This window comes from Aquipluma nitroreducens (genome assembly GCF_009689585.1).
Lineage (GTDB): Bacteria > Bacteroidota > Bacteroidia > Bacteroidales > Prolixibacteraceae > Aquipluma > Aquipluma nitroreducens.
In genome coordinates, this window is record NZ_AP018694.1 from 1,500,707 (window position 1) to 1,526,854 (window position 26,148).

The window sequence follows — 26,148 nt, forward strand, 5'->3', positions numbered from 1 at the left end:
ATTTAAGACTATTTTGTCTTTTATTCAAAAATAGCACTAAATTAGAATTTTTACAAATTTTAACAGAAAATTTAACATTAATATATTCTATGAGGCATAGATAAAATAAATTAGAAGTAAAAAAGAATTCCCAGGCTTCTGGCAATTAGCCAACTATGTAAAACAAAAATACAAACCACCACCAATTACACCAATAGTAATTAAATCGCTCATGTTAATTTAGTGTAAACAGAAATGAACTAATCGAAAGGATTATAATTAAATCCATGAAACTATTTTAGTTATTGGCAAAGCTCAAAAATAACGACCACGTATTTGTACAAACAGAATAGCCAAAGCTACCTAAAACAATATCAACCTTAATATCACATGATTGAGCAGCAATAAATTACTCAATAAGTAAAACTACTTCCACCCAAAAACTCCCTGATTAGCGAAGTTGGTGGAATCTCCTGGTCATCAATAGCTTTAAAGTATGAGAAAAACTTAAGCAAACGGTTGCTTTCGCTGAATTCGGGCTGACTTTCAGTAACAGCTTTCAGCAGCGGCTCAGCATATTTTTTAAGTACAGCCAATTCGTATATCAAAGCTGAATTAAACATGATATCGGCGTTCTCCTGATAAGGAAAGATATTTTTATCCTCCCCAGCCCGAACACTTGGCCAACGCCGAATGGTATCCTGAGCTGTATAGTTTCGATATTTACTATCGCGTATCATTCGTCGGATTAACCGGTTATCAGTAGTTGAAATGTGATTCTGATCGTCAATTGAAATCTGGGTAAGGGCTGAAAGAAATATTTTAAATGTATTCTCTGGTGAAATATGAGGTATCAAGCCTGGATTCATTCCGTGAATTCCTTCAACAATTAATATACTGCCTTCCTGTAGTTGCAATCTTTTGCCTGAAGGAAATTTCTGACCAATGGTAAAATTAAACTTGGGCAACTCAACCAATTCTCCTGCAAACAACTGAATCAATTGATTATTAAAATACTCAATATCAATGGCTTCTATCGCTTCGAAATCGTATTCTCCTTTTTCATCTTTAGGCGTCAATTCACGATCAACAAAATAGTCATCCAACGAAATCATAGTTGGTTTCAAGCCATTTACTGCAAGTTGAACCATTAATCGTTTACTGAAAGTAGTCTTCCCTGAAGCCGAAGGTCCAGCAATCAAAACGATCTTTACACGATCTCTCTTCTCAAAAATCAGATTTGCAATTTCCGCGATTTTTTTCTCGTGTAACGCCTCCGATATCTTAATAATGTCGCCACTCAACCCATTCATTGAATTTTCATTGAGGTTGGCAACATTGGGCACATTCAGAATTTCAGCCCAATCTTTATGTTCCTGAAAGATTTCAAATAATTTATCGTGCGTCGAATAAGGTTGTACTTCACTGAATTTAACTGGATTTGGAATCCGGAGCAGTAATCCATCATAATACAAAACAAGATCGAATACTTTCAAATAACCAGTTGAAGGAACCTGATGTCCAAAGAAATAATTCGCCTGATCGCCCATAAAATAAATGTATGTGAAGAGGGCACCCTGCTGTTCAAACAACTTTGCTTTATACCGCAGATTTTGTTTTCGACATATCTCCGCTGCTTCTTCTGTTGGCAAACCAACTTTCTCAAAAGGAATATTCCGGTCGACCAACTGCTGCATTTCGCTTTTAATAGCAAATACGTCTGAGTCAGTTATAACCCGATCCAATCCGGCCAACTCACAATAATACCCACGCGAAATACCATGCATCATTTTTAATTTCACTTCCGGAAAAACTTCTTTCACTGCAGCAACCAGTATAAAAAACAATGATCGCACATATAAACGAAGTCCATCAGGATGTGTATAATCGATGAATTCTACTTTTTTATTCTTGACAAATACAAATGAAAGTTCCTTTACCTTGTTATTGACCAATGCTCCAAGAATTGGATTATCCAATTTAACCTTGAAGTCGTCTTTTATTTCCTCAAGGGTAATTCCCAGAGGGTAAACTCGTTTCTCGCCTGTATTGACGCAGTAGATATCGATTGTATTCATATTTATTAAGGTTGAAGATTCAGATTTTGATTAAAGACCCATTTCTAATTTAAGGTATTTAGCAGTAAAAGATTCCGCGTTTAATATTATCTCTTCAGGGGTTCCAAAACAGACCACTCTTCCACCCTCTTTTCCACCCTCCGGACCGATGTCAATCACATGATCTGATACTTTGATAACATCCATATTGTGTTCAATTACCACTACTGTATTTCCTCTGTCAACAAGCTTATTAAGCACTTCAAGCAAAACACGGATGTCTTCAAAATGAAGTCCGGTGGTCGGTTCATCGAGAATGTACATGGTTTGACCAGTGTCTTTTTTGGCCAACTCTGTTGCAAGTTTTACGCGCTGCGATTCACCTCCCGAAAGTGTTGTTGACGATTGTCCCAGAGTAATGTATCCCAAACCTACATCCTGAATGGTTTTCAATTTATGCGCAATCGAAGGAATGTGTTCAAAAAATTCAACTCCCTGATTAATGGTCATATCCAGCACATCACCAATGGATTTTCCTTTGTAGCGAACTTCCAGTGTTTCGCGATTGTAACGACGACCATTACAAGTATCGCAATGCACATAAACATCAGGCAAAAAATTCATTTCAATTTGTTTCAACCCGCCACCCTGACAATCTTCACAGCGACCACCTTTTACATTGAACGAAAACCGCCCGGGCTGGTATGCCCTAATCTTGGCTTCAGGCAATTGTGCAAATAAGTTACGGATGTCAGAAAAAACACCGGTATAGGTAACCGGATTGCTTCTCGGTGTGCGCCCAAGCGGCGACTGATCGACCTGAACGACCTTATCGATATTGCTCAATCCTATTATTTCTGAATACGGAAGCGGATCTTTAAGCGAACCGTAGAAATGTTGGCTCAGAATGGGTTGCAATGTTGAGTTGATTAGACTGGATTTGCCACTACCCGAAACGCCGGTAATGCAAATCATTTTGCCTAATGGAAAATCAACTGAAACATTTTTCAGATTATTACCGGTACAGCCTTTCAATGAAAGTATCTTGCCGTTTCCTTTCCGTCTTTTCCCAGGAATAGCAATCTGTGCTTCACCTGAAAGATATTTTGAGGTCAGGGTTCCTGCTTTGAGAACTTCTTCGGGAGTACCGGCTGCCACCACATGACCGCCGTGTACCCCGGCAAACGGACCCATGTCGATCACATAATCGGCATTCATCATCATATCTTTGTCGTGCTCAACCACAATTACCGAGTTGCCCGTATCGCGCAATTGTTCCAGCGAGTTGATCAGCCGAAGGTTGTCGCGATGGTGCAAGCCAATACTTGGTTCGTCGAGAATATACAACACATTCACTAGCTGCGAACCAATTTGTGTGGCCAACCTGATGCGCTGCGTTTCACCCCCGGATAATGTTCTTGAAGTTCGATCAAGAGACAGATATTTCAGGCCAACATCCAACAAAAAGCGAATACGGTCGCGAATTTCCTTAACAACTTCAACAGCTATTTTTCGTTGCCTGTCGCTCAACCGATCTTCCAGATTTTCGAGCCATTGACTTAATTCTGAAATATCGAGTCCGGCTAATTCCGAAATATTCTTGTTATCAATCCTGAAATAAAGCGATTCTTTCTTCAACCGTTGTCCGTTACATTCCGGGCAGGTAGTTTCGCGTACAAACTGATTGGCCCATTTCTGCGCTTTCTGCGAAGGATTGTCATCTTTCTGCGCATCAATGTATTTGATCACTCCCTCGTATGTCATCATGTAATTCATGGAAACCCCGAGTGGCGAATTTTTCAACTGAATTCGTTCGTTGGTGCCAAAAAGAATGGCATTCAGTCCGTCTTCAGGAATATCTTTAATGGGAGTTTTCAAGGTAAAACCAAACATATCACCCAAAGCTTCAATCTGCCAGAAAACCAGTGTGTTTTTGTGCGATCCGAGCGGAGCAATCCCACCGTTTTGGATGCTTTTGGTATTATCAGGAACAATTTTTTCAAGATCGATTTCGCTAATCATGCCCAAACCGTTGCACTTTGGGCAGGCTCCTTGTGGCGAGTTAAACGAAAAATTATGCGGCGCTGGTTCGTTATAAGAAATACCTGTGGTTGGACACATCAATTGACGGCTGTAATATTTGGCCACCTGACTGTCGTGATCGAGAATCATGCAGATTCCATGACCGTTTCGCATTGCAATTTGCAGCGAGTCGTGCAGCCGTTTATCGCTGGCTTCGTCAACCAGCAAACGATCGATCACAATTTCGATGAAGTGATTTTTATACCGATCGAGCCGCATGGCTGCTTTCAACTCAGTGACCACGCCATCAATCCGGGCATTCAGGAAACCTTTTTTCAGGATTTGCTCGAACAACTCGCGGTAGTGACCTTTGCGCCCTTTCACAACAGGTGCAAGTATTAAAATTCGTTTACCGGAGAACGATGATTTGATCAGATTCAAGATCTGATCGTCGGTATATTTCACCATCTTCTCGCCGGTATTGTATGAAAATGCTTCGCCGGCACGGGCATATAAAAGTCGTAGGAAATCGTAAATTTCAGTAACCGTGCCAACCGTTGAGCGCGGGTTTTTATTGGTCGTTTTTTGCTCGATGGCGATGACTGGGCTCAAACCGGTAATCAGATCGACATCGGGTCTTTCCATATTTCCCAGAAAGGAGCGCGCATATGCGGAAAACGTTTCGATGTACCGGCGTTGCCCTTCAGCATAAATGGTGTCGAAAGCCAGCGATGACTTTCCGCTACCGCTCAATCCTGTGATAACGGTAAGTTTATTCCGCGGAATTTCGACATTAACATTTTGTAAATTGTGTACCCGGGCACCATGCACTACAATTAATCCTTCTTCTTCAGTCTGGTTTTCAGGAGTATGAATATTATCTGCTTTCTGCATTTGATCTTTAATTCGTTTTGGTTCTGAAACCCGTTTCCGGTATCTTCAAAATATAGGTCTTTCTGGTAGGGTTTTTCAGCATGGTATCCCTCAACCATGGATTAAACATTTTCAGAATTTTATAATTAATTCCTTTATTAATAGCATAGCCGGCAAGATCAGCTATCGAACTCTTCACTTCAACATTTTTAGTTTCAATAATCGGATAAAGGTCTTTTTTATCAACCTTGAAACCATATTCTTCCGGATCTTCCATTACCATTTTGAGCGCCAGAATGCGAAAAACATATCGGGTAGTTTCTTCAACAAAAAGCAAATCGTAGTAACTTTTAACCTTTTGCTGGGCAATTTTCTGATCTAAACCATACCTGCCACCATTGTACGAGGCAGCAACTAATGCCCAGCTTCCATATTTCTGGTAGGCCGATTTGAACATGCGACAAGCCACTTCGGTTGATTTTTCGATGTGGTAGCGCTCATCAACGTCAGAGTTAACTTCCAAACCATTCTCTTTGGCGGTTGATTCAAGCAATTGCCAGAAACCCGCGGCTTTTGACGGCGAATATGCTTTTGGATCAAATCCACTTTCGGCCACACACAAGTATTTAAAATCTTCAGGAACACCATTCGATTTCAGAATAGGCTCTATGATAGAGAAATAGCGCGGCATATTTTTAAGGTACCTGATCGTCTGAGAATGAAAATAAACTGTGGACAATAATTCACGGTCAAGACTTTCCCGAACATCGAAATAATCCATGGGCACATCTTCACCGGCAAAAGTGAGTTTTTCAGGAAGCTTAACTGAGGTGAATAAATGGGTTCCCAACGAATCCGGAAGCTGGCTTCGCGAATTTGAGCATGCTGTAAATGGTAATATACACAAAACTGGAAGCGCTTTAATAAGTCTGTGAACCAGTGGAGATATCTTAAAATTCATAATGTGGTTTCAAAATTTCACAATTCGCAAAAATAGCGGAATTAAATTCCTCAGTCAACAAAGCATGTGATTTATTAAATAAATTTCAACCGACAATAATTTTATATCAACTGCGACCAAAGGCCAATTAATTCTGAATAGCAACCAATACGATTCTCCTGTTGAAGGAACGAAGGATTTGTACGAGGATGGTATATTGATCATGCAATTCCCGACACAACTTGGTGTATTTCCGGCTTCCAATATTACACCAAAAGCTTGGCGCACATTCCTGATGGGTATCACTGCGGAAGAAAAAGAACTGGAACCTGAAACAATTTTCTCCAAATAAAGTCGATGTAATTTCGTCTGATAGCACTTCTGTAAAATCAGAGAACAATTTGAGAAATATAATTATCAAAATGAAAATGAAAGATTCTGAAGGTGGCAACGATTATCGAATCGTTTACATGAGAGAAAACGTTTTATACCTCCAAGTCAATAACGGAGTCAGAACGTATCTCTCTGGAATCGCATCGGATAATCGGGTCTTTGAAAGAGTTTATAATAATTTTGGCGATGAAATAATTGATGAGCCTGGAAACGATTGTAAAAACAAAAAGCCAGACGATAAAGGTCGTTTGGCTTTTTTATGAAGAGGATACCACAGAGTTCAACAGTTGCCCACGTATTGCGGACCGTTATATTTTTCTTACTACAGTAATTGTGCCAAATTATTTTAAATTCGGGCTATTTATGAAATCACAACATAAAAATTCACTAATCAGCATAGAACTTTTCGACAGGAATAAACCCAATTTGCTTTATATCCTGAATATTTGAATAATCATAAAGCGTAAATCCTTTTTCACCAATCATAAACAGATAATCATTCATCGGAATTACGTCGTAAGCATTGATCGATGGAAAAATTGCAATTTGAGTAATAGCCAGTGGATCAGCAGCATTATAAATTTTGAGCCCGGCATCGCCATCACAGAGAAACAACAAATCATCATCAATCCCCAAGCCTTGAGGACCAAACATCGGATACGACTTTAATAACGTGAATTTGGAATAACTATTGCTCATCTGGACGATATCTAATTGGTTGAGGGTTCCGCCACGACAAGTTGAACCGCCTTTTAAGGTGATAAATGCCAGGTCGCCTTTTATAACCACCGGGTCACAAGAGGTCATGTGTGCGAAATTGCCAATTTGAACAGGCTTTTCAGGAACTTCAAGTGTCATGACAATCAAACCATTCTGAGTTCCCAGAAACATGTGATTGTCGGTAATGAAAATGGTTTCTGCATTCCAGTTTACGTAATTAGTGCTCAAAAGCGTAACCTGCGAATTCGAATTCAGTTTAAACGTTAACAAACTACTCTGGTTCACTACATATAAAAAGTCTTTATACAATCCAAACCGAGCCATACTTCCACCTACGCCATAGGATGCCCCGGTTATTCCGCCACCAGCATTACTTAATCCAGATGCCTTATCCATAGCGTAATATGCAGCACTGTAATAAATCGGATAATAGCGCTGTTCCAGTTCCTGACGAACACTTTTTACTTCCCATGCGGTTACCACACCTTTCGTTTCATCCAACCTGGCAACAGGGTATTTGGTATCATATGTTGGCAAAGTGTATGGGAAAACCTTTTCAACACGGCCAACTTCTTTCATGGCAGAAAAACTGGATACATCAATCGCAACCAGATCGACATAACTATCGGCATAAAGAATATTGTCTTTAATGGCAATGTCAACATTACCCGGAATTTCAATAAAACCCTTATTCTGCGGATTCTTTGGATCGCTCACATCAAAAACATGAATACCTCTCATTTTCTCATTGATAAAAATAAAATTATCCTTGAAATAAATTTTCCCAGGGTTATTCAGTTTTTGTGCAGTGTTCATTTTCACAGCCGAACGCAAATCGCTGTAGCTCATGTAAATAGGCGAATTTGCATTAAAAGTTTCAAAAACCTTGTCGGTGCAGGCAGATGAGAAGGCCAGTAAGAGCACCAATACCGAAAAGATATGTTTCGTTTGCTTCATGGCTGTAATTAATTAAAGATGAATCCGATTTTAAGCGAAAGCCGAGAAAAATTGGTTTCGAGCTTGTAACCATTATCTCCTGAATATTTTAGTTGATGATAACGATAACCAAAAGCGAAAAACCAACCAAAGTTATCAGACGTATGCCGCTGAAACCCAAATGAAGGATTAATAAGAAATCCACCTTCAGTATCCAATTTCTGATTTGTTTGGTAGCCCGGCCAGTAGGACGAAGAATAATCAACATAGTAATTGTTGAAATTCTGACGGCTTTCTTTTTCAAGAGGAACCTGATAACCCACCTGCAGATTAACAAACGGAGTGAATCGAGTCTCCCGGAATTTATACTGAACTTGCGCAAAGGCAGGCATGTAAGTTTCATCCAAAAATTCAGCACCAAGTCCAGCTCCTAAATATAATTTATCCGCAACTTTGTAGTTAAACGATGTCATAAATGAAAATGGTGCTTTCTGGCTATTTCCGGAGTTACCCAACAAAACTCCCAGAGAAGTATCAAAGAAATAATTTTGATTTGGATTCCGTTCGCGAACAGCTTTCGAATATTTCGAAATGCTGTCGACGTCAGCAATTTTAAAAACCCATTCGTTTCCGGCTGAGTTAATTTTTACAATGTCAAGATCGTGTGTGATCAATTGGCCTTTAATGATTCCTCCTGATTTCAGGTAAACGATGTCTTTTTTACTTTTCTGAGCGAAAGCCGGAACCAGAATTAATCCAGTCAAAATCAGAATGAGAATTTGCTTCATGTCGTTTTGGTTTTCAATAAAGATGAGTTGACTGAACAAAAGGTTGCGCAGGAAAAAGAAGAAATCCAGAATTCAAGTTTCAAAATCAAAAAATCGTCATCAATAAAGGCTATTGATGACAATGAAATACATTGCAAATGATTTTTGATGACTAGTGATTACTAAAACTCGTAGCTCAATCCAGTAAAAACACCAATTGTATAAGGCTTATAGGTAACTTCCGAGTTGCTGTTCAGCGAATTCAGGTAATATTTCAAGCGTGGCTCAACATTTAGAAACAGGCGATTCGATAGTTCGTATTTTATGCCTAGCCCAAGCGTTCCGCTGTAATTCAAGGTTTCCATATCTTTGGTTTTTCCAACCAGCGATTTTCCCGAAGAATCTTCAACAAAGATCTGATTACCAACTAAAACATTCGAACTAAATCCACCGAGCATAACAACATCAAATTTGGCGTCAATTAAGGTGTACCGCAAATAAAGTGGAATCTCGATGTAGTCAAAATTTTGAATGAAGTTAGTTGACGAAACAATTACTGCCGAATTCAGGGTTTTATCTTCCAGCGAATTACCCACAACCAATCCTGAAGGAATTTTACTTAATTCGATCACCCCCGCATTACTGTTCATACTCATTCGGTTCGAATTGGGAGCCATACTTACCGGCGTGTTGAAATAATTCGAACCCAAGGTAGCATATTGCAAATCTTTGCCGCCTGAGCTTGATGAGTTCCCTGAAGATTGCCCCAATCCGGAATAATAGACGCCGCTCTGCAAGCTCCATCGTTTACCTTTTTTATATTCCACTGATATTCCTCCACCCAAATCAACCTGATTGGCAGATGAAGTACGTAACATACTACTGGCGTATGACCGCGATTGGCTTCCCCGCGAAACGTTATATTCCGGCGAAACCTGAGCTCCAACTAACCAGCGTGCTTTTTCTTCCGATGTATTTTCAGCAGTGAGTATTTTCTTATTTAGCTCCATAATCTGCTGATCAATTGTTTTTTGAATCAGTACCGGAGAATTTTCACCGCTTTTCATCGCCTGAAGTGTATTTGAATTTTCATTCTCCGGTTTGATCATTCGATAAAGGCTTTTCAGTGGTTTCATCAACAACGATTCATTGTTTGTGGCGATCGGCGTAGATTGGGAGGCCATGGTTGTTGCTACGGATTCTGAATTTAGATCTATTGACCTGGACTGAGTTTTCGGCGACGCAGAGTTAACCACATTGCTTGCAAGTGATGTCGTTGCTGGTGCTATCTCTTGAGCTGGCGTTACTTTTTCTGACTGAATATGAGTTTCAGGGGACTTTGTCGAAGTGGAACTCTGTTCAACAACAACAGCCTGTTTCATTTCCGGAAAATCTCCGTCATTCAACTGCCAACCAGCGACAAATGCAATCAACAGAGCAGCAGCAACTCCGGCCACTCTCCAAAAAATCAATTTCTTTTTCCGACGTTCTCCTGCAACTGCCGAAAGTATTTTATCAAGCAAATATGCAGGCGGTTCCTGCTCGTAATTCAGGAGCTTGTCGCGAAACAATTCGTCCAAATTTCTATCCTTCCTCATGCCGTATAATTGTTTTTGGCATTTATTTCACCAAAGTTCTCTTGAACTTTCTTTTTCAGTATATCTCTGGCACGCGCCAGATTCGATTTAGAGGTTCCCTGTGTGATCGACATTTCATCGGCAATTTCTTGATGAGACATACCTTCAATCACATACAAGTTAAAAACCAATTGGTAACGGGGCGGCAATTCCTGAATCAATTTCATCAGATCGTCAGCCGAAATTTTGGCAATCACATCGTCTGAATAATTAATTGAATCATAAATAGCGACGTCTTCAACAGGGTACATCAGATGTTGTTTTCTGATCTTTTCAAGCGAAACATTGATCATGATCCGTCTAATCCAGCCTTCCAATGAACCATCGTTTCGGAAAGACTTCAGGTTATTAAAAACCTTAACAAAGCCATCCTGCAAATTATCTTCAGCCTCGGTTGAATCTTTGGCATACCGAAGGCATACTCCAAACATTTTTGGTGCAAACTGACGGTATAATTTTGCCATAGCGTTCTGGTTACCGGCAATACAATCTTTTATTAGCTGTTCAAATTCCTTCAAAGTCCAGTTTCAGTTCTTTCGATCAAAATTAGTTGTTTTGCCGCAAACTTCAGGTAATCTGCAACTTTTTGTCTCCTTCATCACAACTCGTACTTTGCAAATTTTTGGATGATGCCGTATAGCCACATTCCATAAAAGTTACATACCGCCTTATAGATGACATTTACTTAAAAATGGTTGCGTACAAAAATTAATCGCTGGATTTATTCTGATTTCAACAGCGAAATGCCCAGATAAGTAGCCGTTATAAGAGCATTCTGTATATTAAGATTCCAAATCATATGAACCGTTTCTTTTTTATATCTGTTAAAACTGCATACATTTAGGGAAATTACCACGAATAAAAAGAACATGCAGAATTTGAATTATGGAGTTGTAGGAAATTGCCGGAGTGCGGCACTTATATCTGAAAAAGGGAGCATTGAGTGGTTTTGTTTTCCTGATTTCGATTCACCATCAATCTTTTCAAAGCTACTCGATGTTGAGAAAGGCGGCGAGTTTGGCTTTGAAGTCTCCGAGAAATACTCGATCACGCAAAAATATGTCGAAAATACCAATATCCTAAGTACTCTTTTCACGTCAGACGAAGGTAGTTTTGAAGTCATTGATTTTATGCCCCGCTATAAACTTGATGATGTCAATCATTATCTTCCTCCCGAGATATACAGATACATCAAACTATTATCGGGCAAACCTACTTTCAGGGTAAATTATAACCCGAAAATGAAATACGCTGCAAAGGAGGCTACCCATCACATTGGCAAACGATTTATCAAGAGTCAATCAATCGATGATCCTTTGGATTGTGTTTATCTGTACACGAGCATTCAATATGCCTTAATTCTTGGAAAGAAAGAAATTGCACTTGAAAATGACCAGTTTATTCTCTTATCGAATAACCAAAAGTTAATCAATATTGACATCGAACGGGTAAGTCTTGAATACAACCGCACAAAAATATATTGGCTCAATTGGGTAAACCGCTCCAAAAAGTTTAAAACACATAACGCCATCATTGCCAGAAGTATGTTGGTCCTGAAACTGATGTCGTTTCACCCAACCGGCGCTGTTTTAGCTGCCTTAACAACCAGCATTCCTGAAACCATTGGTGAAGTGCGCAATTGGGATTATCGTTTTTGCTGGCTTCGCGACGCTTCCATGTCGATAGAAACACTGATGGACATGGGACACTACGGTGCAGCCCGTCGCTTTATGACCTTTATCAAGGGTATCCTGAAATCAAAGGAGGACAAATTTCAGATCATGTACGGAATCAGGGGCGAACGCATTCTATATGAAGAAGAGCTACCGCATTTATCAGGATATGAAAATTCAAAACCAGTCAGAATTGGAAATGCAGCCTATTACCAGAAGCAAAACGATGTGTATGGTTACCTGATGAATGTTATTTATCAGTATTACAAGTTTTTCCCCGGAACACTGGACGAAATTGAAGACATTTGGGAGGTTGTGAGAAACATAATCAGGGCAGTGATTGCCGATTGGGAAAACCCAGACAATGGAATCTGGGAAATCCGCAACTCCGACAAACATTTCGTATTCTCCAAAGTGATGTGCTGGGTCACACTCGACCGTGGTGTTAAAATTGCCCAATTACTGAACCTAAAAGAATATGCGAAAAAATGGAAAAAGGAGGCCGACCGGATAAAGAAAGACATTCTGGGAAACGGTTGGAACGAGCAAATGCAAAGTTTCACTCAAACCTATCATGAAACAGATTTGGATGCTTCGCTTTTGTTGATGGAAGAATATGGCTTCATTTCGGGTACCGATGAGCGATACAAAAAAACAGTTCAAGCCATTAAAAAAGAGCTTTTTTACAAGGGATTAATGTACCGTTACATCAATGCCGACGACTTTGGACGATTGTCGTCTTCGTTCACCATTTGCACCTTCTGGCTTATTCGTGCACTTTATGTGACGGGTGATACCGATGAAGCTTTGGAAATTTTCAACAAGATTGTAGGGTACTCAAATCACCTGGGATTATACAGCGAAGATCTCGACTTTGAAACAAAACGGCAGTTGGGAAATTTCCCCCAGGCCTACTCACATCTGGCTTTAATAAACACAGCGACCTTATTTACCGATGAACGCCATTTGTCTCAGTTTATTCGTCCTTAGCCTGAAATGCCAATTTGTTGTTATGATTCAGGCGAACCTTTGCAAAACAATCGGGATAATTGGCCTGAATAAAATCGATAACTTTCTCACGGACTTCAACGCGTAAGTCCCAGTTTTTTGAAGCGTCGCCGCTGCTGACTAATATTCGCATCTCTTTATATAACTCGTTGGTATTGGTAATCTGCACATTGAAGACACGCTCGTCCCAATTCGGATTACCTTTCAATATGGTAGGGACAAAATCCCGAATCGACTGAACAGGAAGGTCGTACCCTACATAAAAAAAGACGGTTCCCATGATATCGGCACTCGATCTTGTCCAATTCTGAAAAGGTTTTTCAAGAAAATAATTAACTGGCAACATTAGGCGGCGTTCATCCCAAATTTTCACCACCACATACGTGAGCGTAATCTCTTCAATCCTGCCCCACTCTCCTTCAACGATTACCACATCATCCAAGCTAATGGGTTGCGTAATGGCAATTTGGATACCGGCCAAAAACATCCCGATGCTCTTCTGTGCTGCAAACCCGACAATTAACCCAGCAACTCCTGCGGAAGCCAATATACTTGTCCCAACGGCTTTTGCTCCATCAAAAGTCATCAGGACAACCGAGATCGTGAGAATTACGATTACTGTATCAGCAATATTCTGAAAAACAGTCAGCTGGGTAAGTCGTCTTCTTGCATGTAAATTGTCCGATGCTTTCACATCAAGCTTTTTATTCAACAAATAAGCACCCAATTTCACAAACTTAATCAGTAGCCATCCAACCGAAAGGATCAGAACGATATTGTTAACATGGATTAAATATTTGAAAAAAGTTAGATCTTTCAGGAACAAATGGGCAAAAGATTTAATCATGATCCACACCAAAATCCAAAGCAGCGGAATTTTAAATACATCCAACACAAAATCATCCCATTGATTAACCGTTTTTCGAGTATAAATCTTTAGCCGTTTATAAATTAAAAAGTACGCAAAAAGAAAAACTACAATCACAACAACCATCAGAAAGATTGCTGTAAAGTTTATGGTGTTAACTGAATTATTCACTCTAAAATATTTAAGTTATTAATCTAATTATCTGTGCTCTAACTTGGATATCTCTGAATATATCGGGTTTCGTCTCTCCTCGAAAATTGCCTTTTTTAAATCCTGAATTACTATGCTTTTAAGATCAAGTTTTTAAGAAAAGATATAGTGTCGCTTTGCGCCAAGCTAAACCGTGCATGATCGGAAATTGAACCAACCTTAATCGTGATGGCTTCAGCAGGTAAAGCATGAAACATGTCATCATCGGTAATATCATCGCCCATAGCCATCACAAAATCATAATTGTCACGACCCAACAGTCGTGTAGCTTCGGTACCTTTGTTCACCCCTATGGTTTTCACTTCTACTACCTTGTTTCCCCTCATAATCTGAAGATTCAGGCGCGAGCAGGGCATCATCAGGGCATTAATCAATTGTTTTTCTCGAAGTTCGGCCAACCACTTGTCGCAATTGCGGTAATGCCAAACCAAGGCTGTTTTCTTTTTCTCAATCATCGAGCCAGGCGTTTTATCCACAATTTGTTGCATAATGTCTAAAACCTCTTCGTCCTCGGGAAATAAGTTCCGAACACTTGCTTGCCAAACGCCATATTCTTTATAGTACGCGCCATGTTCAGCGGCCATATCAAAGCCATAGTTGCCAAACCATTTATCTAAAAAATCTGTATTTCGGCCACTGCTAATAACAATCGTATTCTGCTTATCCGCCGCAAGCTCTTTTAAGGTTTCAATTAATACGTATCCCGGAATCGCCATATCCGGATTTTTTACAATTGGAACCAAAGTTCCGTCGTAATCCAAAATAATCAGCCTCTTCTTCGCGGTTTTATAGAGTTGGTAAATTGTTTCTGTCAATTCAGTTCCAATTTTTTTCCCCTGAAGTGATTGGTTTTTCTTCTCAATGGCAACCAATTCCTTTACAAAATCGCGGGCCCATTTATTTACTGTTTGTTTCGATACGGTCTTCTGCATTTTGCCCATTCGCCTTACCTTTTCATCTTCAGGCATGGTTAAAGCATCCAAAAAAGCACCTTCAATTTCATCAATGTCATTCGGGTTAATGATCAAAGCTTCTTTTAATTCAGCTGCGGCTCCAGCCATTTCACTCAAAACCAATACGCCCGGATTGTCTCGCTTTACAGCGACATATTCCTTGGCAACTAAATTCATCCCATCGCGCAAAGGAGTTACAAATGCAAAATTAGCGATGTGATACAAAGCCATCAGCTCCCCAAAAGGGAATCCACGGTAGAAGTAATAAACCGGACTCCAATTAAGAGTTGAATATAAACCATTTAAAGAACCAATCATTTCATCGATCTTAGTTTTCAAGTCTGCATACATATCCACCTGATCGCGCGAGGGCACAATAACCATCACGAGCGAAATCTCGCCCCTGTATTCCGGATGGTTTTCAAGAAACAGTGCAAACCCTTTCAATCTGTGCAGAATTCCTTTACTGTAATCGAGTCGGTCGACTGAAAGCGCTAATTTATGGCTGCCAAAATTTTCCCTGAACTTATTCGCCATTTGCTGGACATTCTCATCTAAAATAGCATTGTAGTGCAATTCATAGTTAATGCCCATAGGGAAGGCATCAACATGCACCATTCGCTCACCAACATTAATTTCGTCTAAATTGCAGTCAAGCCCAAGAACGCGATAGGCGGCACTGATAAAATGCCTCATGTAATCGTGGGTATGAAATCCAATCAAATCGGCGCCCAAAAGTCCTTTTAGGATTTCGGCACGTTCCGGAAGAACACGAAACAACTCGTATGATGGGAAAGGGATATGATGGAAATAACCGATACTGATTCCTTCAATTTTTTCGCGAAGCATAGCCGGCAAAAGCATTAACTGGTAATCCTGAATCCAGACCCTATCGTCTGGTTTTATAAGCTTAACCGCTTCTTCGCAAAACAACCGGTTAACTTCCTGATAGGATTCCCAAAATCTGGATTCGTACTGAATGTAGGTATAAAAATAGTGGCACAAAGGCCAGATCACCGTGTTGCTATAGCCTTCATAGTAATCGCTAATCTGTGCTTCCGAAAGAAATACAGGGAAGAAATTTTCGGACAATAATCCAGCTCTGATTTGATCTTTATCCTGATCTTCATCGACAAATATTCCAGGCCATCCAATCCAGTTCTTTTCTTCGAAATCTTTCAACGAACCTAAACCGGTTGCAAGTCCACCCTCGCTACGTTCGTAAACGAAATCATTTTCCGGTTTGCTCACTTTTAGAGGTAACCGATTTGAAATAATATACAGTGCCATTTTTTGCTTATTTTGGAGAATAAAAGCCGGTTAAAATCAAAGAAATAATGACTATAAAACAGTACCGGCTAAAATCAATTTCTCTAAAGTTAATAAAATTAAGTAAGCATCTGGGCTAAAATCAACCACATATGCTTTGTTACGACAACAATTCATTTTGGGTTAAGGTTGATTTCACGAATTTACGAATGGGTTAAAACAAAAGCAGAATAGAAGCTGCTACGGTAAGTGAAGTTACTATTTTCTCCACTTCAATCGGTCCTGACAATTCTTTCTGAGTCAATCATCCGTTTGTTTTTGCCATCCGGAAGAAGGATACCAAAGCCATTTTTGGTTGTTTGGAAAGTGATGAAACCAACACAAAACTAGGCACCTGCAACTTTTTATTCTTTCAAACGAAAATAATTCCGGTCATTTGTAATTCTAATCATTCGTTTTTTAATTATTTCGTTGTATTATGACAATCTGCCCCAAAAAGACTTGTCCGTAAATTAAAAAACAACGAAAATAAGAAACGTATGATCAAATTCAGATTAATCCTGATCATTGTCCTGTTACAGGTATCAGGAATGGTTTTCAGCCAGAATCCACTAAATCAGCCTGCGCCAACTGATCCTGCTTTCCGAATTGGCAAGCTTGCCAACGGAATCACTTACTACATTCGGCACAACGAAGAACCCAAAGAACGGGCAAGTTTTTACATCATTCAAAATGTAGGCGCTTTGCTCGAAAACGACGACCAGAATGGTTTAGCTCACTTTCTGGAACATATGGCTTTTAATGGCACCGAGCATTTCCCCGGAAAAGGAATCATTAACACGCTGGAGAAACATGGCGTACAATTTGGGCGAAACATAAACGCCTATACCAGTTTTGATGAAACAGTTTATAACCTGAGCGACATCCCAATTAAGCACGAAGGTTTGGTCGATACTTGTTTACTTGTACTTAACGATTGGGCCGACTATCTATTACTAACCGATGAGGAAATTGATGCCGAGCGTGGCGTAATTAATGAAGAATGGCGTACCGGGCAAAATGCCGATCGGCGCATGTTTAACCAATATGTAAAAGTACTTCTTCAAGGTTCTAAATACACCCAACGCGATGTGATTGGAAGTATGGATGTGGTTAAAAACTTTAAATACAAAACACTCCGCGACTTTTACCACGATTGGTACCGAAGCGATTTACAGGCAATAGCTATTGTTGGCGACATTGATGTGGATGTCGTTGAACAGAAAGTGAAAGCTTTATTTTCGGGCATTGAAACGGTTCAGAACCCTCCCAAACGCGAATTCTACGAAGTTCCTGACAATAAAGAACCGCTGTATGTACTAACAACCGACAAAGAAGCCTCGAGTTACGAGGTAAACTTATACATCAAACATAAAGCGACTCCTCCGGCAGAAAAAAACATGAACTATCTGCGCGAGAAAACCATTCAGGCATTGTTTGGCATGATGACCCGCGACCGCATTAGCGAACTGTTGCAAAAAGGAGTACCTCCGTTTGTAATGGGCAGCATTAGTTACAGTGGATTTGTTGATGGATACGAAGTCTTAAACATTGAAGCAACCGCCAAACCCAACGAAGATGAAATTGCTTTTAAAACAATTTTTACTGAAGCACAGCGGATTAATAAACATGGATTTACTTCAGTAGAACTCGATAGGGCTAAAACAAATTACCTGACTTCGCTGGAAAGCCGTTACAAACAACGCGACAAAATCAGCAATGATGTTTATGCCCGCGATTGCAAAAGCAATTACATCGGAAACGAACCTCTGACTTCAATCGATTTCGATTGGGAATTCGCTCAGGCCATATTGCCTACCATTTCGGTTGAAGAAGTTTCGGCTCATGCCAAACAATGGATGACTCCTGAAAACCGCGTGGTTGTGGTAATGGGGCCTGATAAACCTGAAGCCAAACACCTTTCAAAAGAACAGGCTTTTGCCATAATCAATGAAGTTGAAAACAGTCCGATTGAACCCTATACCGATCAGGTTGTATCGTCTAACCTAATCAGCAAGGAATTGAAAGGTTCGAAAGTAAAAAGCACCAGGCAGCTTCCGGAATTTAATGCCGTAGAATGGACTTTAGGGAATGAAGCCAAGGTCGTTTTCCGTCAGGCCGACTACGAAAAAGATCAGGTTTCGCTGGTAGCCGTGAGCAAAGGAGGAAGCTCGAAAGTGAACAACGATAAAGTTGCCTCGGCTATGATGCTGAACCAATTCATGGGAGCATTCGGCGTGGGCGAATACGATGCCACAGCCTTGAAAAAAGCGTTGACAGGTAAAAAAGTTAGCTTGAATGTGAGTTTGTCGGACCTGAATGAAACATTTTCCGGATCGGCAACTCCGAAAGATTTTGAAACCATGATGCAACTGCTTTATCTGCAATTCGAGAATCCACGGTTCGACAAAGAAGCATACGAAGCCTTGCTTGGTCGTTACAAAGCCTATTTAGCAAATATGGCCAACAATCCACAAAAGATAATGAGCGATTCGCTGTCGTTGATCATGACTTGTAAAAATCCTCGCACAAAACTGATGACTCCACAAATGCTCGACGAGATTTCACTGGATCAGATTGAAGGCATTTATAAAGACCGGTTTGTCGACGCAGGTGATTTTACATACTTCATAGTTGGTAACATCGACGAAGCAACCGCTAAAACGATGGCCGAAAAATACATTGGCTCGCTGACTAATTTGCCTCGAAAAGAAACATGGATCGATCGTAACGTTGAAGGCCCGAAAGGAAAAACGGTTCGCGAAATTGAAATACCTCAGGAAACCAAGAAAGCAACGGTGATTGTGAATTTCGATACCAAAATGGATTTTACTCCTGAACAGAACTTGCTGCTGAGTGTTTTCCGCGACATCCTGAACTTCCGTTATACTGAAGAAATACGCGAAAAAGAAGGTGGAACTTATGGAGTAAGGGTTTCAACCAATTCCGAAAAATTTCCAAAGGCCGAAAAAAGCCTTAACCTGATGTTTGATACCGATCCGGAAAAAGCTCAAAAGCTGAAATCAATCGTTTATCAGGAAATTGAAAAAATTGCTCAAAACGGTCCAACTGCGGTAGATTTAGATAAAGCAGTTAAAAATCTCCTGAAAAACAGGGAACAATCGAAACTGCACAACAACTACTGGTTGCAGGCATTGAATACGTATTACACCTACTCATACAACCCGGCTGCAGCTGAAAACTATGAGAATATCCTTCAGAAAATGACCATTGCCGATGTTCAGCAATTTGTAAAATCGCTCACTTCAAAAGCCGACGTGGTTGATTTAATCTTCAAGGCAAAGCCTGAATAAAACAAATTGAATTTACCAATATAGAAAAGCCTTTCATCGCTAGCGATGAAAGGCTTTTTAATGGGATACGGTATACAAAAAAGGAGCGCTCCCGAAACCGGAAACGCTCCACTATAATGTGCCTATAAAATTTATCTGTTTGAGATATTTCTTAAGCTACGGGTTCAATTTCGATCATTATGAAACCTTTCGGTATTTTTTGACCTTTTTCAATATTGATCTTTACGATTTTACCTTTGAACGGCATCTGCACATCGTTGTACATTTTCATCGCTTCTAAAACAATAATACTGTCGCCACCGTTCAAAACCTGTCCTTCTTTCACCAAAATATCGATGATCGTTCCCGGAATATATGATTTAATCATATTAAAATTTGGTTCTTCCCAAACTTTCCGGTTCAAGTACTTTTTGTTATAAGTGGTTTCGTATTTTGCACTGTGTACAATAATGTACTGCTTATTTTCCTGGTCTGCCATAATCATTTAGTTTGGTTTAAAATGGTGGAAGTCCATGTTTTTTAGCTGGAGCCGGCACATCTTTATGCATAGAAATCTGAAGTGCATGCAACAGGATTTTACGTGTTTCCTGAGGTTCAATCACTTCGTCGATGTAACCCTTCGATGCAGCTACATAAGGATTGGCAAACTTGTCTTTGTATTCCTGAATCTTTTGCTGACGCATAGCTTCCGGATCGGCTGCTTCTGCAATTTCCTTGCGGAATACAATGTTAGCTGCGCCTTCAGGTCCCATAACAGCGATTTCGGCAGTTGGCCAGGCGAATACAAAGTCGGCGCGTAAGTGGCGCGAGTTCATAGCGATGTAACCACCACCGTATGCTTTCCGGATAATGACAGTGATTTTTGGCACTGTAGCTTCTGAATACGAATACAAAATTTTTGCACCATGACGAATAACCCCGGCATGTTCCTGATCAACTCCGGGAAGGTATCCAGGCATATCTTCCAATGTAATAATTGGAATATTGAACGCGTTGCAATAGCGGATAAAACGGGCTGCTTTATCAGAGCTGTCGCAATCGAGCACCCCGGCCAAAACCAAAGGTTGATTAGCAACAAAACCGACAGTTTCGCCATTCATACGACCGAAACCAATTACAATATTTGCAGCAAAAAGTTCCATGATTTCGAAGAACTCCGAACCATCGGTAATCGATTTAATAATGTCGCGAATATCGTAAGGCATACGTGCATCAGCCGGAACAATATTTTCGATTTTCAATTTAGTTTTTGGTTCCTTTGGTGGGAAAGCTTTTGCCCGAACGGTATTGTTCCATGGAATGTAGGTGATCAAGGTTTTGATCTGCTCGAAACATTCTTTTTCGCTCAAAGCAAAGAAATGGGCATTACCGGTAGTTTCGGCATGAACCCTTGCCCCACCAAGCGCTTCCATCGAAATATCTTCGCCTAACACACTTTTTATAACCGCAGGACCGGTGATGAACATTTTTGAAATATTTTCAACCACAAAAACAAAGTCGGTCAAAGCAGGAGAATAAACTGCGCCACCAGCGCATGGACCAAGAATAACAGAAATCTGTGGAATTACACCTGAAGAAAGCGTATTACGGAAGAAAATTTCGCCATAACCAGCCAGCGAATTCACGCCTTCCTGAATACGGGCACCGCCTGAGTCGTTAATACCAATCAGCGGAACACGCATTTTAAGCGCATGATCCATAATTTTGGTGATCTTACGGGCGTGCATCAATCCCAAAGATCCACCTTCAACGGTAAAATCCTGAGCATAGATACAAATTGGAGAACCATATATCATTCCCGTTCCAATCACAACTCCGTCTCCTGCCAAAACTTTATTGCTCATGTTGAAGTCAGTTCCAACATGCTCAACGAACATATCGTATTCATGAAATGAGCCCTCATCAACAATAGCGAGGATACGTTGACGTGCGGTCATTTTGCCTTGAGCGACTTGCTTCTCAATAGCCTTATCTCCTCCACCCAGACGAACCTCATCCTTCCGTTTACGAAGGTCTAAAATGCTTCTTTTCAGTGACATAGAATTTGTTTTTGATTAAAATAATCTAATTTTTGATTTTTAATTCGCATCCAAACAGATGCTTTAACAGGGCGCAAAATTATCATTTTTTCTTTGTATGACATGTTTTATAAAACATTCGTGCAAAAAAAACTGTTTTCGCTTGTTTATTTGTTTTTGAATTATATTATCCCAAGTTTGAATTTTTAAGCATCACTTCGCGGCCCTGCGGTACAGGTAGAATGCAAGTCCCCCGTAAACCAGATTTGGAATCCACATGGCCAGCCAGGGAGCCAGCAAATCGCTGGTCGCAAAGACTGTAGTTACCTGCATAAAAAGAATGTACGAGAAACTTAAAAGCAATCCCAATCCCAGGTGAAACCCAATACCACCTTTTATCTTCCGGGAAGCCAGGGAAACACCAATGATCGTCAGAATAAATGCTGAAAACGGTCCTGACCGTCGTTTGTGCTTTTCAATTTCATAGTCGATTGTATTTACACCGCGAAGTTTCAGCGTTTCAATTGATTTGTTTAACATGGGCAAAGTCATTGTTTCCACAACATTAGAAACCACCTGATAATCTTCTGGAAGCATATTCAACGTGGTATCCTTTTCGCTTCCCTGGGTTATTTTCTCAGTATAACCATCAATAGTCCTTATGTTATAATCATGAATAACCCATTTCTTTTTTTCACGATCCCATTTGATGTAATCAGCTGACAATTTGGAAATCAGTTTCCGTTCAGCAAATTTCTCAATGGTAAATTTATAACCTACATCGTTAGAAGCATTGTAGGCCGACATGTAAACAAATACGCCCGGCTCGATCTGCCTATGAATATTTTTCTCATTCGGAGCCTTTTTCGGATTAATCATATTAGTAAAATCAATTCGCTTTTTATTCGCCGGAGGGATCACATAATTCCCCAGAAGATACGAAAACAAGGCAATAACTGTAGCGCCAACCAGGTAGGGTCGCATAAGCCTCTTAAACGAAACGCCACTACTTAAAATAGCAATAATCTCGGTATTGTAGGCCAGTTTCGAAGTGAAATAAATAACAGCAATAAAGGTAAACAGTCCGCTAAAAAGGTTAGCAAAATAGGGCACGAAATTGATGTAATAATCAAAAACGATAGACTTCACCGAAACATCCTTCGACATAAAATCATCAATCTTTTCAGATATATCAAAAACAATTGAGATACAAATAATCAGAGCAATGGCATAAAAAAATGTCCCAAGAAATTTCTTAATGATATACCAATCAATTTTATGCAGCATACTGTTTAAAAGTCAAAAGTTTAAAGTCAAAAGTTTAAAGTCAAAAGTTTAAAGTCAAAAGTTTAAAACCACATCATCAGGACACAAGCAAAAGACTCATCCTTCTTTTATCATTTTTCCCAAAAATAAACCTTATTGTCAAAGCCTTACAGACAGTTGTTGAACCATTTCTTCTTTCCAGCTCTTAAATGTGTCATTCAGAATATGCATTCTCGCTTCTTTAACCAACCAAAGATAAAAGGCCAGATTGTGCTGGCTTGCAATCTGTGCACCAAGCATTTCACCGGCAATAATCAGATGCCGAAGAAAAGCCCTGCTGTAATGGTGATCGACAAACGAAGTTCCATCCGGATCAATCGGTGAAAAATCATCAGCCCATTTCTTGTTCCGCATGTTCATCACGCCTTTACTGGTAAAAAGCATTCCATTGCGTCCGTTGCGGGTAGGCATCACGCAATCAAACATATCAATACCGCGGTCAATTCCTTCCAGAATGTTAACCGGAGTGCCCACTCCCATTAAATAACGTGGCTTATTCTCCGGAAGTATTTCGTTAACGACTTCAATCATGGCATACATATCTTTCTCCGGCTCGCCTACCGAAAGGCCACCAATGGCATAGCCATCAGCATTATACTGTAGTACGTTTCGAGCAGCAATTTCGCGCAGTGCAGGATAAACAGCTCCCTGAACAATTGGAAACAGCGATTGTGAATACCCGTATTTAGGTGCCGTTTTCTCAAACTGGTTCCAGCAGCGATCGAGCCAGCGCTGGGTCATTTCCATCGACTTCCGGGCATACTCGTACTCGGCATCTCCGGGCGTGCATTCATCAAAAGCCATCATAATGTCAGCACCAATCGTACGCTGGGTATCCATCACATTTTCAGGAGTAAATAAATGAGCCGAACCATCAATGTGCGATTGAAACTTAGCTCCTTCTTCGCTCAGCTTCCGGATGTCGCCCAACGAAAAAACCTGGTAACCACCACTATCAGTCAATATTGGACCATCCCAACCATTAAATTTGTGAAGTCCACCAGCTTGCTCAATGATGGATAAACCTGGCCTTAAATACAGATGATACGTGTTTCCAAGAATAATTTGCGCACCAATATCCTCCTTCAAGTCTCTTTTGTGAATTCCCTTTACTGAACCGGCTGTACCTACCGGCATAAATATCGGAGTTTCAATTGTACCGTGATCGGTAGTAATAAAACCTGCCCTTGCTTTGCTTCCGCCAGTCGTATGTTTTAATTCAAATTGCATCAAGCTAATTTTTTGAGTGCCCAAAGATAGCTATAAAAGTGGAATGACAGGAAAAATCAGCAACAGGCTAATTGTTAAATCTAATTAAAAAGAGGAAGGATTTAATCAGCAGGTTTATTAATTTTGCCGCGCATAAAAATGCGGATCTGATCTATTTATTAACCAAGCAACTCCAACGTGGAAATTATTAATTACAGATTGTTTACAATCACCGATATAGTGCTGTTAGCCTCACTGTTAGTCGTATTTATAATGCAGATGTACTTTTTGCTGAGATACTACTTAAAACTGGCCCGGCATCGGGATAATGACGCCAACCCAGGCGCTAACCGCATCTCGATAATTATGTCTGTCAGAAACGAGGAACAAAATATTCGGGAGATTATCGGTAAATTTAACGAACAACATTTTGAGGATTATCAAATCCTTGTAATTAATGTTCACTCTGAAGATAATACCGACGGAATTTTGAGTGTGCTTGCAGAAACGAATCCCAAGTTGAAGGTTACAACTCTAAGTCAGGAAACTCAATTTTCTGAAAAACAAATCATCAACATCGGACTCAAAGGATCATCTTCGCCCTGGATCGTTTTGCTTACCTCTTCTTCAGGAGAAATCAATCCGGATTGGCTGGCCAACCTGAATGGTTTACTTACACCTGAAATTGATCTGGTTGTTGCTTACACAAATATTGAACGAATGAAAGGATTCCGCAACCTGATTTGCCGGTTGGAGCGTTTCAGCCAGTTCGTGATCAGCGGTGCATGGACTCTTGCCGGAAAGCCTTTTGTTTTCAACGAGAACAATGTACTTTTCAAAAGGACAATGTACTTCGACACGCTTGGATTCAGGCATAAAATGAACCGGAATTTTGCCAACCTCGAACTGATCTTCAATGAAAATCTAAAAAAAGGACGGGTCAAAATAACCACCAATCCTGATTTAGCAATCCGCGAACACATCGAAGACGACCGTGGCGATCATGTTCGATTATTAAAAAAAGGTGTCCAGATCAGACAATCCCTGTCTTGGTCAAAAAAAATCAGCCTATTTCTGGACGATGCAACCAAAATACTGCTTGCAGGACTTATAACAACAGTAATTATACTTCACCCTGAATACTGGATCACATTTTCTGCTTTACCTCTTATATATCTCATTCTTCTTGCTATTATTGTTAAAATGCTATTAAAACGGCTGAATGAACGAAAAATATTCTTATCTTCGTTTGTGTACATTTTAATAAAACCGCTCCTGAACTGGTGGTTTTTTTGGTCGATGTACTTAATTCACCGAAGAAATAGATGGAATTAAATCCTGAATTATCAGACAAAGCTCAGTACGATTTCTCACTGGTTGAGGCAGCGCTATCCGGCGAAGAGAAAGCGTTTGCCAAGCTGATGAGCCGCTATAAGGATGCGATTTATTTTATGCTTCTGAAAATGGTGAATAATAAAAACGATGCTGAAGACCTCACACTTGAAGCTTTTGGTAAGGCGTTTAAAAATCTCCATCAGTATTCACCCAATTATGCATTCAGCACCTGGTTATTTAAAATAGCTACAAATAATTGCATCGATTTTTTGAGAAAGCGCCGCGGCGTTTACATTTCAATTGAGAATAATCTGGAAAACGGCGATAACGACGCACCCATTAAACTCAGGTCGACAGAACCTAATCCCGAGGAAAAACTGATGCGGATCCAAAAAGCCATCTTGATGCGCCGTATTGTTCACAGGCTAAAACCGCGATACCGCATTCTGGTTGAACTTCGCTATTTTAGGGAATTCTCGTACGAAGAAATTGCAAAAGAACTAAATTTGCCCCTCGGTACTGTAAAAGCCCAGCTTTTCAGGGCTCGCGAAATGCTCTTCAAAATGATCGAATCGACTGAAATTGACGAGCACGAAGCATAA

General features: G+C 40.1%; 19 protein-coding genes. 6 read left to right on the forward strand and 13 right to left on the reverse strand.

Annotation, left to right across the window (positions count from 1 at the left end; translation table 11 throughout):
* Positions 1–392: 392 nt before the first annotated feature.
* Genes AQPE_RS06285 through AQPE_RS06295 form a run of 3 tightly spaced genes read right to left on the reverse strand, consistent with a single transcriptional unit; the run spans position 393 to position 5,892 of the window.
* Positions 393–2,057 carry a nucleoside kinase gene (locus AQPE_RS06285; protein WP_318350201.1) on the reverse strand — a complete coding sequence of 555 codons (1,665 nt, stop codon included), beginning with the start codon at positions 2,055–2,057 and terminating at the stop codon, positions 393–395.
* Between the two features lie 30 nt (positions 2,058–2,087).
* Positions 2,088–4,952 (reverse strand): excinuclease ABC subunit UvrA, encoded by a 2,865-nt coding sequence (gene uvrA / locus AQPE_RS06290; protein WP_318350202.1) that lies wholly within the window; start codon positions 4,950–4,952, stop codon positions 2,088–2,090.
* 7 nt (positions 4,953–4,959) lie between these two features.
* Positions 4,960–5,892 (reverse strand): lytic transglycosylase domain-containing protein, encoded by a 933-nt coding sequence (locus AQPE_RS06295; protein ID WP_318350203.1) that lies wholly within the window; start codon positions 5,890–5,892, stop codon positions 4,960–4,962.
* Between the two features lie 202 nt (positions 5,893–6,094).
* On the opposite strand from AQPE_RS06295, the gene AQPE_RS06300 reads away from it, so the two are divergent.
* Entirely contained in the window at positions 6,095–6,223 is a 129-nt protein-coding gene (locus AQPE_RS06300) for a hypothetical protein (protein WP_318350204.1), read from the forward strand.
* A gap of 70 nt (positions 6,224–6,293) precedes the next feature.
* Positions 6,294–6,527 (forward strand): hypothetical protein, encoded by a 234-nt coding sequence (locus tag AQPE_RS06305; protein ID WP_318350205.1) that lies wholly within the window; start codon positions 6,294–6,296, stop codon positions 6,525–6,527.
* Positions 6,528–6,651: 124 nt separating this feature from the next.
* Here the strand turns inward: AQPE_RS06305 and AQPE_RS06310 are convergent, their stop codons facing one another.
* The 4 genes from AQPE_RS06310 to AQPE_RS06325 form a co-directional block, all read right to left on the reverse strand.
* Entirely contained in the window at positions 6,652–7,941 is a 1,290-nt protein-coding gene (locus tag AQPE_RS06310; protein ID WP_318350206.1) for an LVIVD repeat-containing protein, read from the reverse strand.
* 8 nt (positions 7,942–7,949) lie between these two features.
* Positions 7,950–8,708, reverse strand: a complete 759-nt coding sequence (locus AQPE_RS06315; RefSeq protein ID WP_318350207.1) for a hypothetical protein — start codon at positions 8,706–8,708, stop codon at positions 7,950–7,952.
* Positions 8,709–8,869: 161 nt separating this feature from the next.
* Positions 8,870–10,285: a hypothetical protein gene (locus tag AQPE_RS06320; protein ID WP_318350208.1), complete on the reverse strand. Its 1,416-nt coding sequence runs from the start codon at positions 10,283–10,285 to the stop codon at positions 8,870–8,872.
* The gene (locus AQPE_RS06325; RefSeq protein WP_318350209.1) at positions 10,282–10,788 is read right to left on the reverse strand and encodes an RNA polymerase sigma factor; all 507 of its coding nucleotides are present in this window, start codon (positions 10,786–10,788) and stop codon (positions 10,282–10,284) included. Before AQPE_RS06325 ends, AQPE_RS06320 begins: the two co-directional genes overlap by 4 nt.
* A gap of 405 nt (positions 10,789–11,193) precedes the next feature.
* Here AQPE_RS06325 and AQPE_RS06330 point away from each other — a divergent pair, with 405 nt between their 5' ends.
* The gene (locus tag AQPE_RS06330) at positions 11,194–12,987 is read left to right on the forward strand and encodes a glycoside hydrolase family 15 protein (RefSeq protein ID WP_318350210.1); all 1,794 of its coding nucleotides are present in this window, start codon (positions 11,194–11,196) and stop codon (positions 12,985–12,987) included.
* On the opposite strand, the gene AQPE_RS06335 is transcribed toward AQPE_RS06330, so the two are convergent.
* Positions 12,974–14,044 carry a mechanosensitive ion channel family protein gene (locus AQPE_RS06335; RefSeq protein ID WP_318350211.1) on the reverse strand — a complete coding sequence of 357 codons (1,071 nt, stop codon included), beginning with the start codon at positions 14,042–14,044 and terminating at the stop codon, positions 12,974–12,976. The genes AQPE_RS06330 and AQPE_RS06335 overlap by 14 nt on opposite strands.
* A 110-nt stretch (positions 14,045–14,154) precedes the next feature.
* A complete protein-coding gene (locus tag AQPE_RS06340; RefSeq protein WP_318350212.1) occupies positions 14,155–16,326 on the reverse strand; it encodes a bifunctional alpha,alpha-trehalose-phosphate synthase (UDP-forming)/trehalose-phosphatase in 2,172 nt (723 codons plus the stop codon).
* Positions 16,327–16,844: 518 nt separating this feature from the next.
* Here AQPE_RS06340 and AQPE_RS06345 point away from each other — a divergent pair.
* Positions 16,845–19,658 (forward strand): M16 family metallopeptidase, encoded by a 2,814-nt coding sequence (locus AQPE_RS06345; RefSeq protein WP_318350213.1) that lies wholly within the window; start codon positions 16,845–16,847, stop codon positions 19,656–19,658.
* A 151-nt stretch (positions 19,659–19,809) separates the two neighbouring features.
* Here AQPE_RS06345 and AQPE_RS06350 read toward each other — a convergent pair whose 3' ends face one another.
* From AQPE_RS06350 to tgt, 4 genes are all read right to left on the reverse strand, one after another.
* Positions 19,810–20,136, reverse strand: coding sequence for a biotin/lipoyl-containing protein (locus AQPE_RS06350; protein ID WP_318350214.1), 327 nt, complete (start codon positions 20,134–20,136; stop codon positions 19,810–19,812).
* Between the two features lie 16 nt (positions 20,137–20,152).
* On the reverse strand, positions 20,153–21,697 hold the full coding sequence (locus AQPE_RS06355; protein ID WP_318350215.1) for an acyl-CoA carboxylase subunit beta: 1,545 nt from the start codon (positions 21,695–21,697) through the stop codon (positions 20,153–20,155).
* A gap of 192 nt (positions 21,698–21,889) precedes the next feature.
* Positions 21,890–22,963 carry an LptF/LptG family permease gene (locus AQPE_RS06360; RefSeq protein ID WP_318350216.1) on the reverse strand — a complete coding sequence of 358 codons (1,074 nt, stop codon included), beginning with the start codon at positions 22,961–22,963 and terminating at the stop codon, positions 21,890–21,892.
* Positions 22,964–23,101: 138 nt separating this feature from the next.
* The gene (tgt, locus tag AQPE_RS06365) at positions 23,102–24,232 is read right to left on the reverse strand and encodes a tRNA guanosine(34) transglycosylase Tgt (RefSeq protein ID WP_318350217.1); all 1,131 of its coding nucleotides are present in this window, start codon (positions 24,230–24,232) and stop codon (positions 23,102–23,104) included.
* Between the two features lie 252 nt (positions 24,233–24,484).
* Between tgt and AQPE_RS06370 the strand changes: the two genes are divergently transcribed.
* Together AQPE_RS06370 and AQPE_RS06375 are read left to right on the forward strand one after the other, a co-directional pair.
* The gene (locus tag AQPE_RS06370; RefSeq protein WP_318350218.1) at positions 24,485–25,546 is read left to right on the forward strand and encodes a glycosyltransferase; all 1,062 of its coding nucleotides are present in this window, start codon (positions 24,485–24,487) and stop codon (positions 25,544–25,546) included.
* Positions 25,537–26,148 (forward strand): RNA polymerase sigma factor, encoded by a 612-nt coding sequence (locus AQPE_RS06375; RefSeq protein ID WP_318350219.1) that lies wholly within the window; start codon positions 25,537–25,539, stop codon positions 26,146–26,148. Before AQPE_RS06370 ends, AQPE_RS06375 begins: the two co-directional genes overlap by 10 nt.

Coding starts and splice junctions, on each gene's coding strand:
- AQPE_RS06330 (WP_318350210.1), top strand. CDS start 11,194: ATGCAGAATTTGAATTATGGAGTTGTAGGAAATTGCCGGAGTGCGGCA.
- AQPE_RS06360 (WP_318350216.1), bottom strand. CDS start 22,963: ATGCTGCATAAAATTGATTGGTATATCATTAAGAAATTTCTTGGGACA.
- tgt (WP_318350217.1), bottom strand. CDS start 24,232: ATGCAATTTGAATTAAAACATACGACTGGCGGAAGCAAAGCAAGGGCA.
- AQPE_RS06340 (WP_318350212.1), bottom strand. CDS start 16,326: ATGGCACTGTATATTATTTCAAATCGGTTACCTCTAAAAGTGAGCAAA.
- AQPE_RS06375 (WP_318350219.1), top strand. CDS start 25,537: ATGGAATTAAATCCTGAATTATCAGACAAAGCTCAGTACGATTTCTCA.
- AQPE_RS06355 (WP_318350215.1), bottom strand. CDS start 21,697: ATGTCACTGAAAAGAAGCATTTTAGACCTTCGTAAACGGAAGGATGAG.
- AQPE_RS06295 (WP_318350203.1), bottom strand. CDS start 5,892: ATGAATTTTAAGATATCTCCACTGGTTCACAGACTTATTAAAGCGCTT.
- AQPE_RS06350 (WP_318350214.1), bottom strand. CDS start 20,136: ATGGCAGACCAGGAAAATAAGCAGTACATTATTGTACACAGTGCAAAA.
- AQPE_RS06370 (WP_318350218.1), top strand. CDS start 24,485: ATGCAGATGTACTTTTTGCTGAGATACTACTTAAAACTGGCCCGGCAT.
- AQPE_RS06315 (WP_318350207.1), bottom strand. CDS start 8,708: ATGAAGCAAATTCTCATTCTGATTTTGACTGGATTAATTCTGGTTCCG.
- AQPE_RS06320 (WP_318350208.1), bottom strand. CDS start 10,285: ATGAGGAAGGATAGAAATTTGGACGAATTGTTTCGCGACAAGCTCCTG.
- AQPE_RS06345 (WP_318350213.1), top strand. CDS start 16,845: ATGATCAAATTCAGATTAATCCTGATCATTGTCCTGTTACAGGTATCA.
- uvrA (WP_318350202.1), bottom strand. CDS start 4,952: ATGCAGAAAGCAGATAATATTCATACTCCTGAAAACCAGACTGAAGAA.
- AQPE_RS06325 (WP_318350209.1), bottom strand. CDS start 10,788: ATGGCAAAATTATACCGTCAGTTTGCACCAAAAATGTTTGGAGTATGC.
- AQPE_RS06285 (WP_318350201.1), bottom strand. CDS start 2,057: ATGAATACAATCGATATCTACTGCGTCAATACAGGCGAGAAACGAGTT.
- AQPE_RS06300 (WP_318350204.1), top strand. CDS start 6,095: ATGCAATTCCCGACACAACTTGGTGTATTTCCGGCTTCCAATATTACA.
- AQPE_RS06310 (WP_318350206.1), bottom strand. CDS start 7,941: ATGAAGCAAACGAAACATATCTTTTCGGTATTGGTGCTCTTACTGGCC.
- AQPE_RS06305 (WP_318350205.1), top strand. CDS start 6,294: ATGAAAATGAAAGATTCTGAAGGTGGCAACGATTATCGAATCGTTTAC.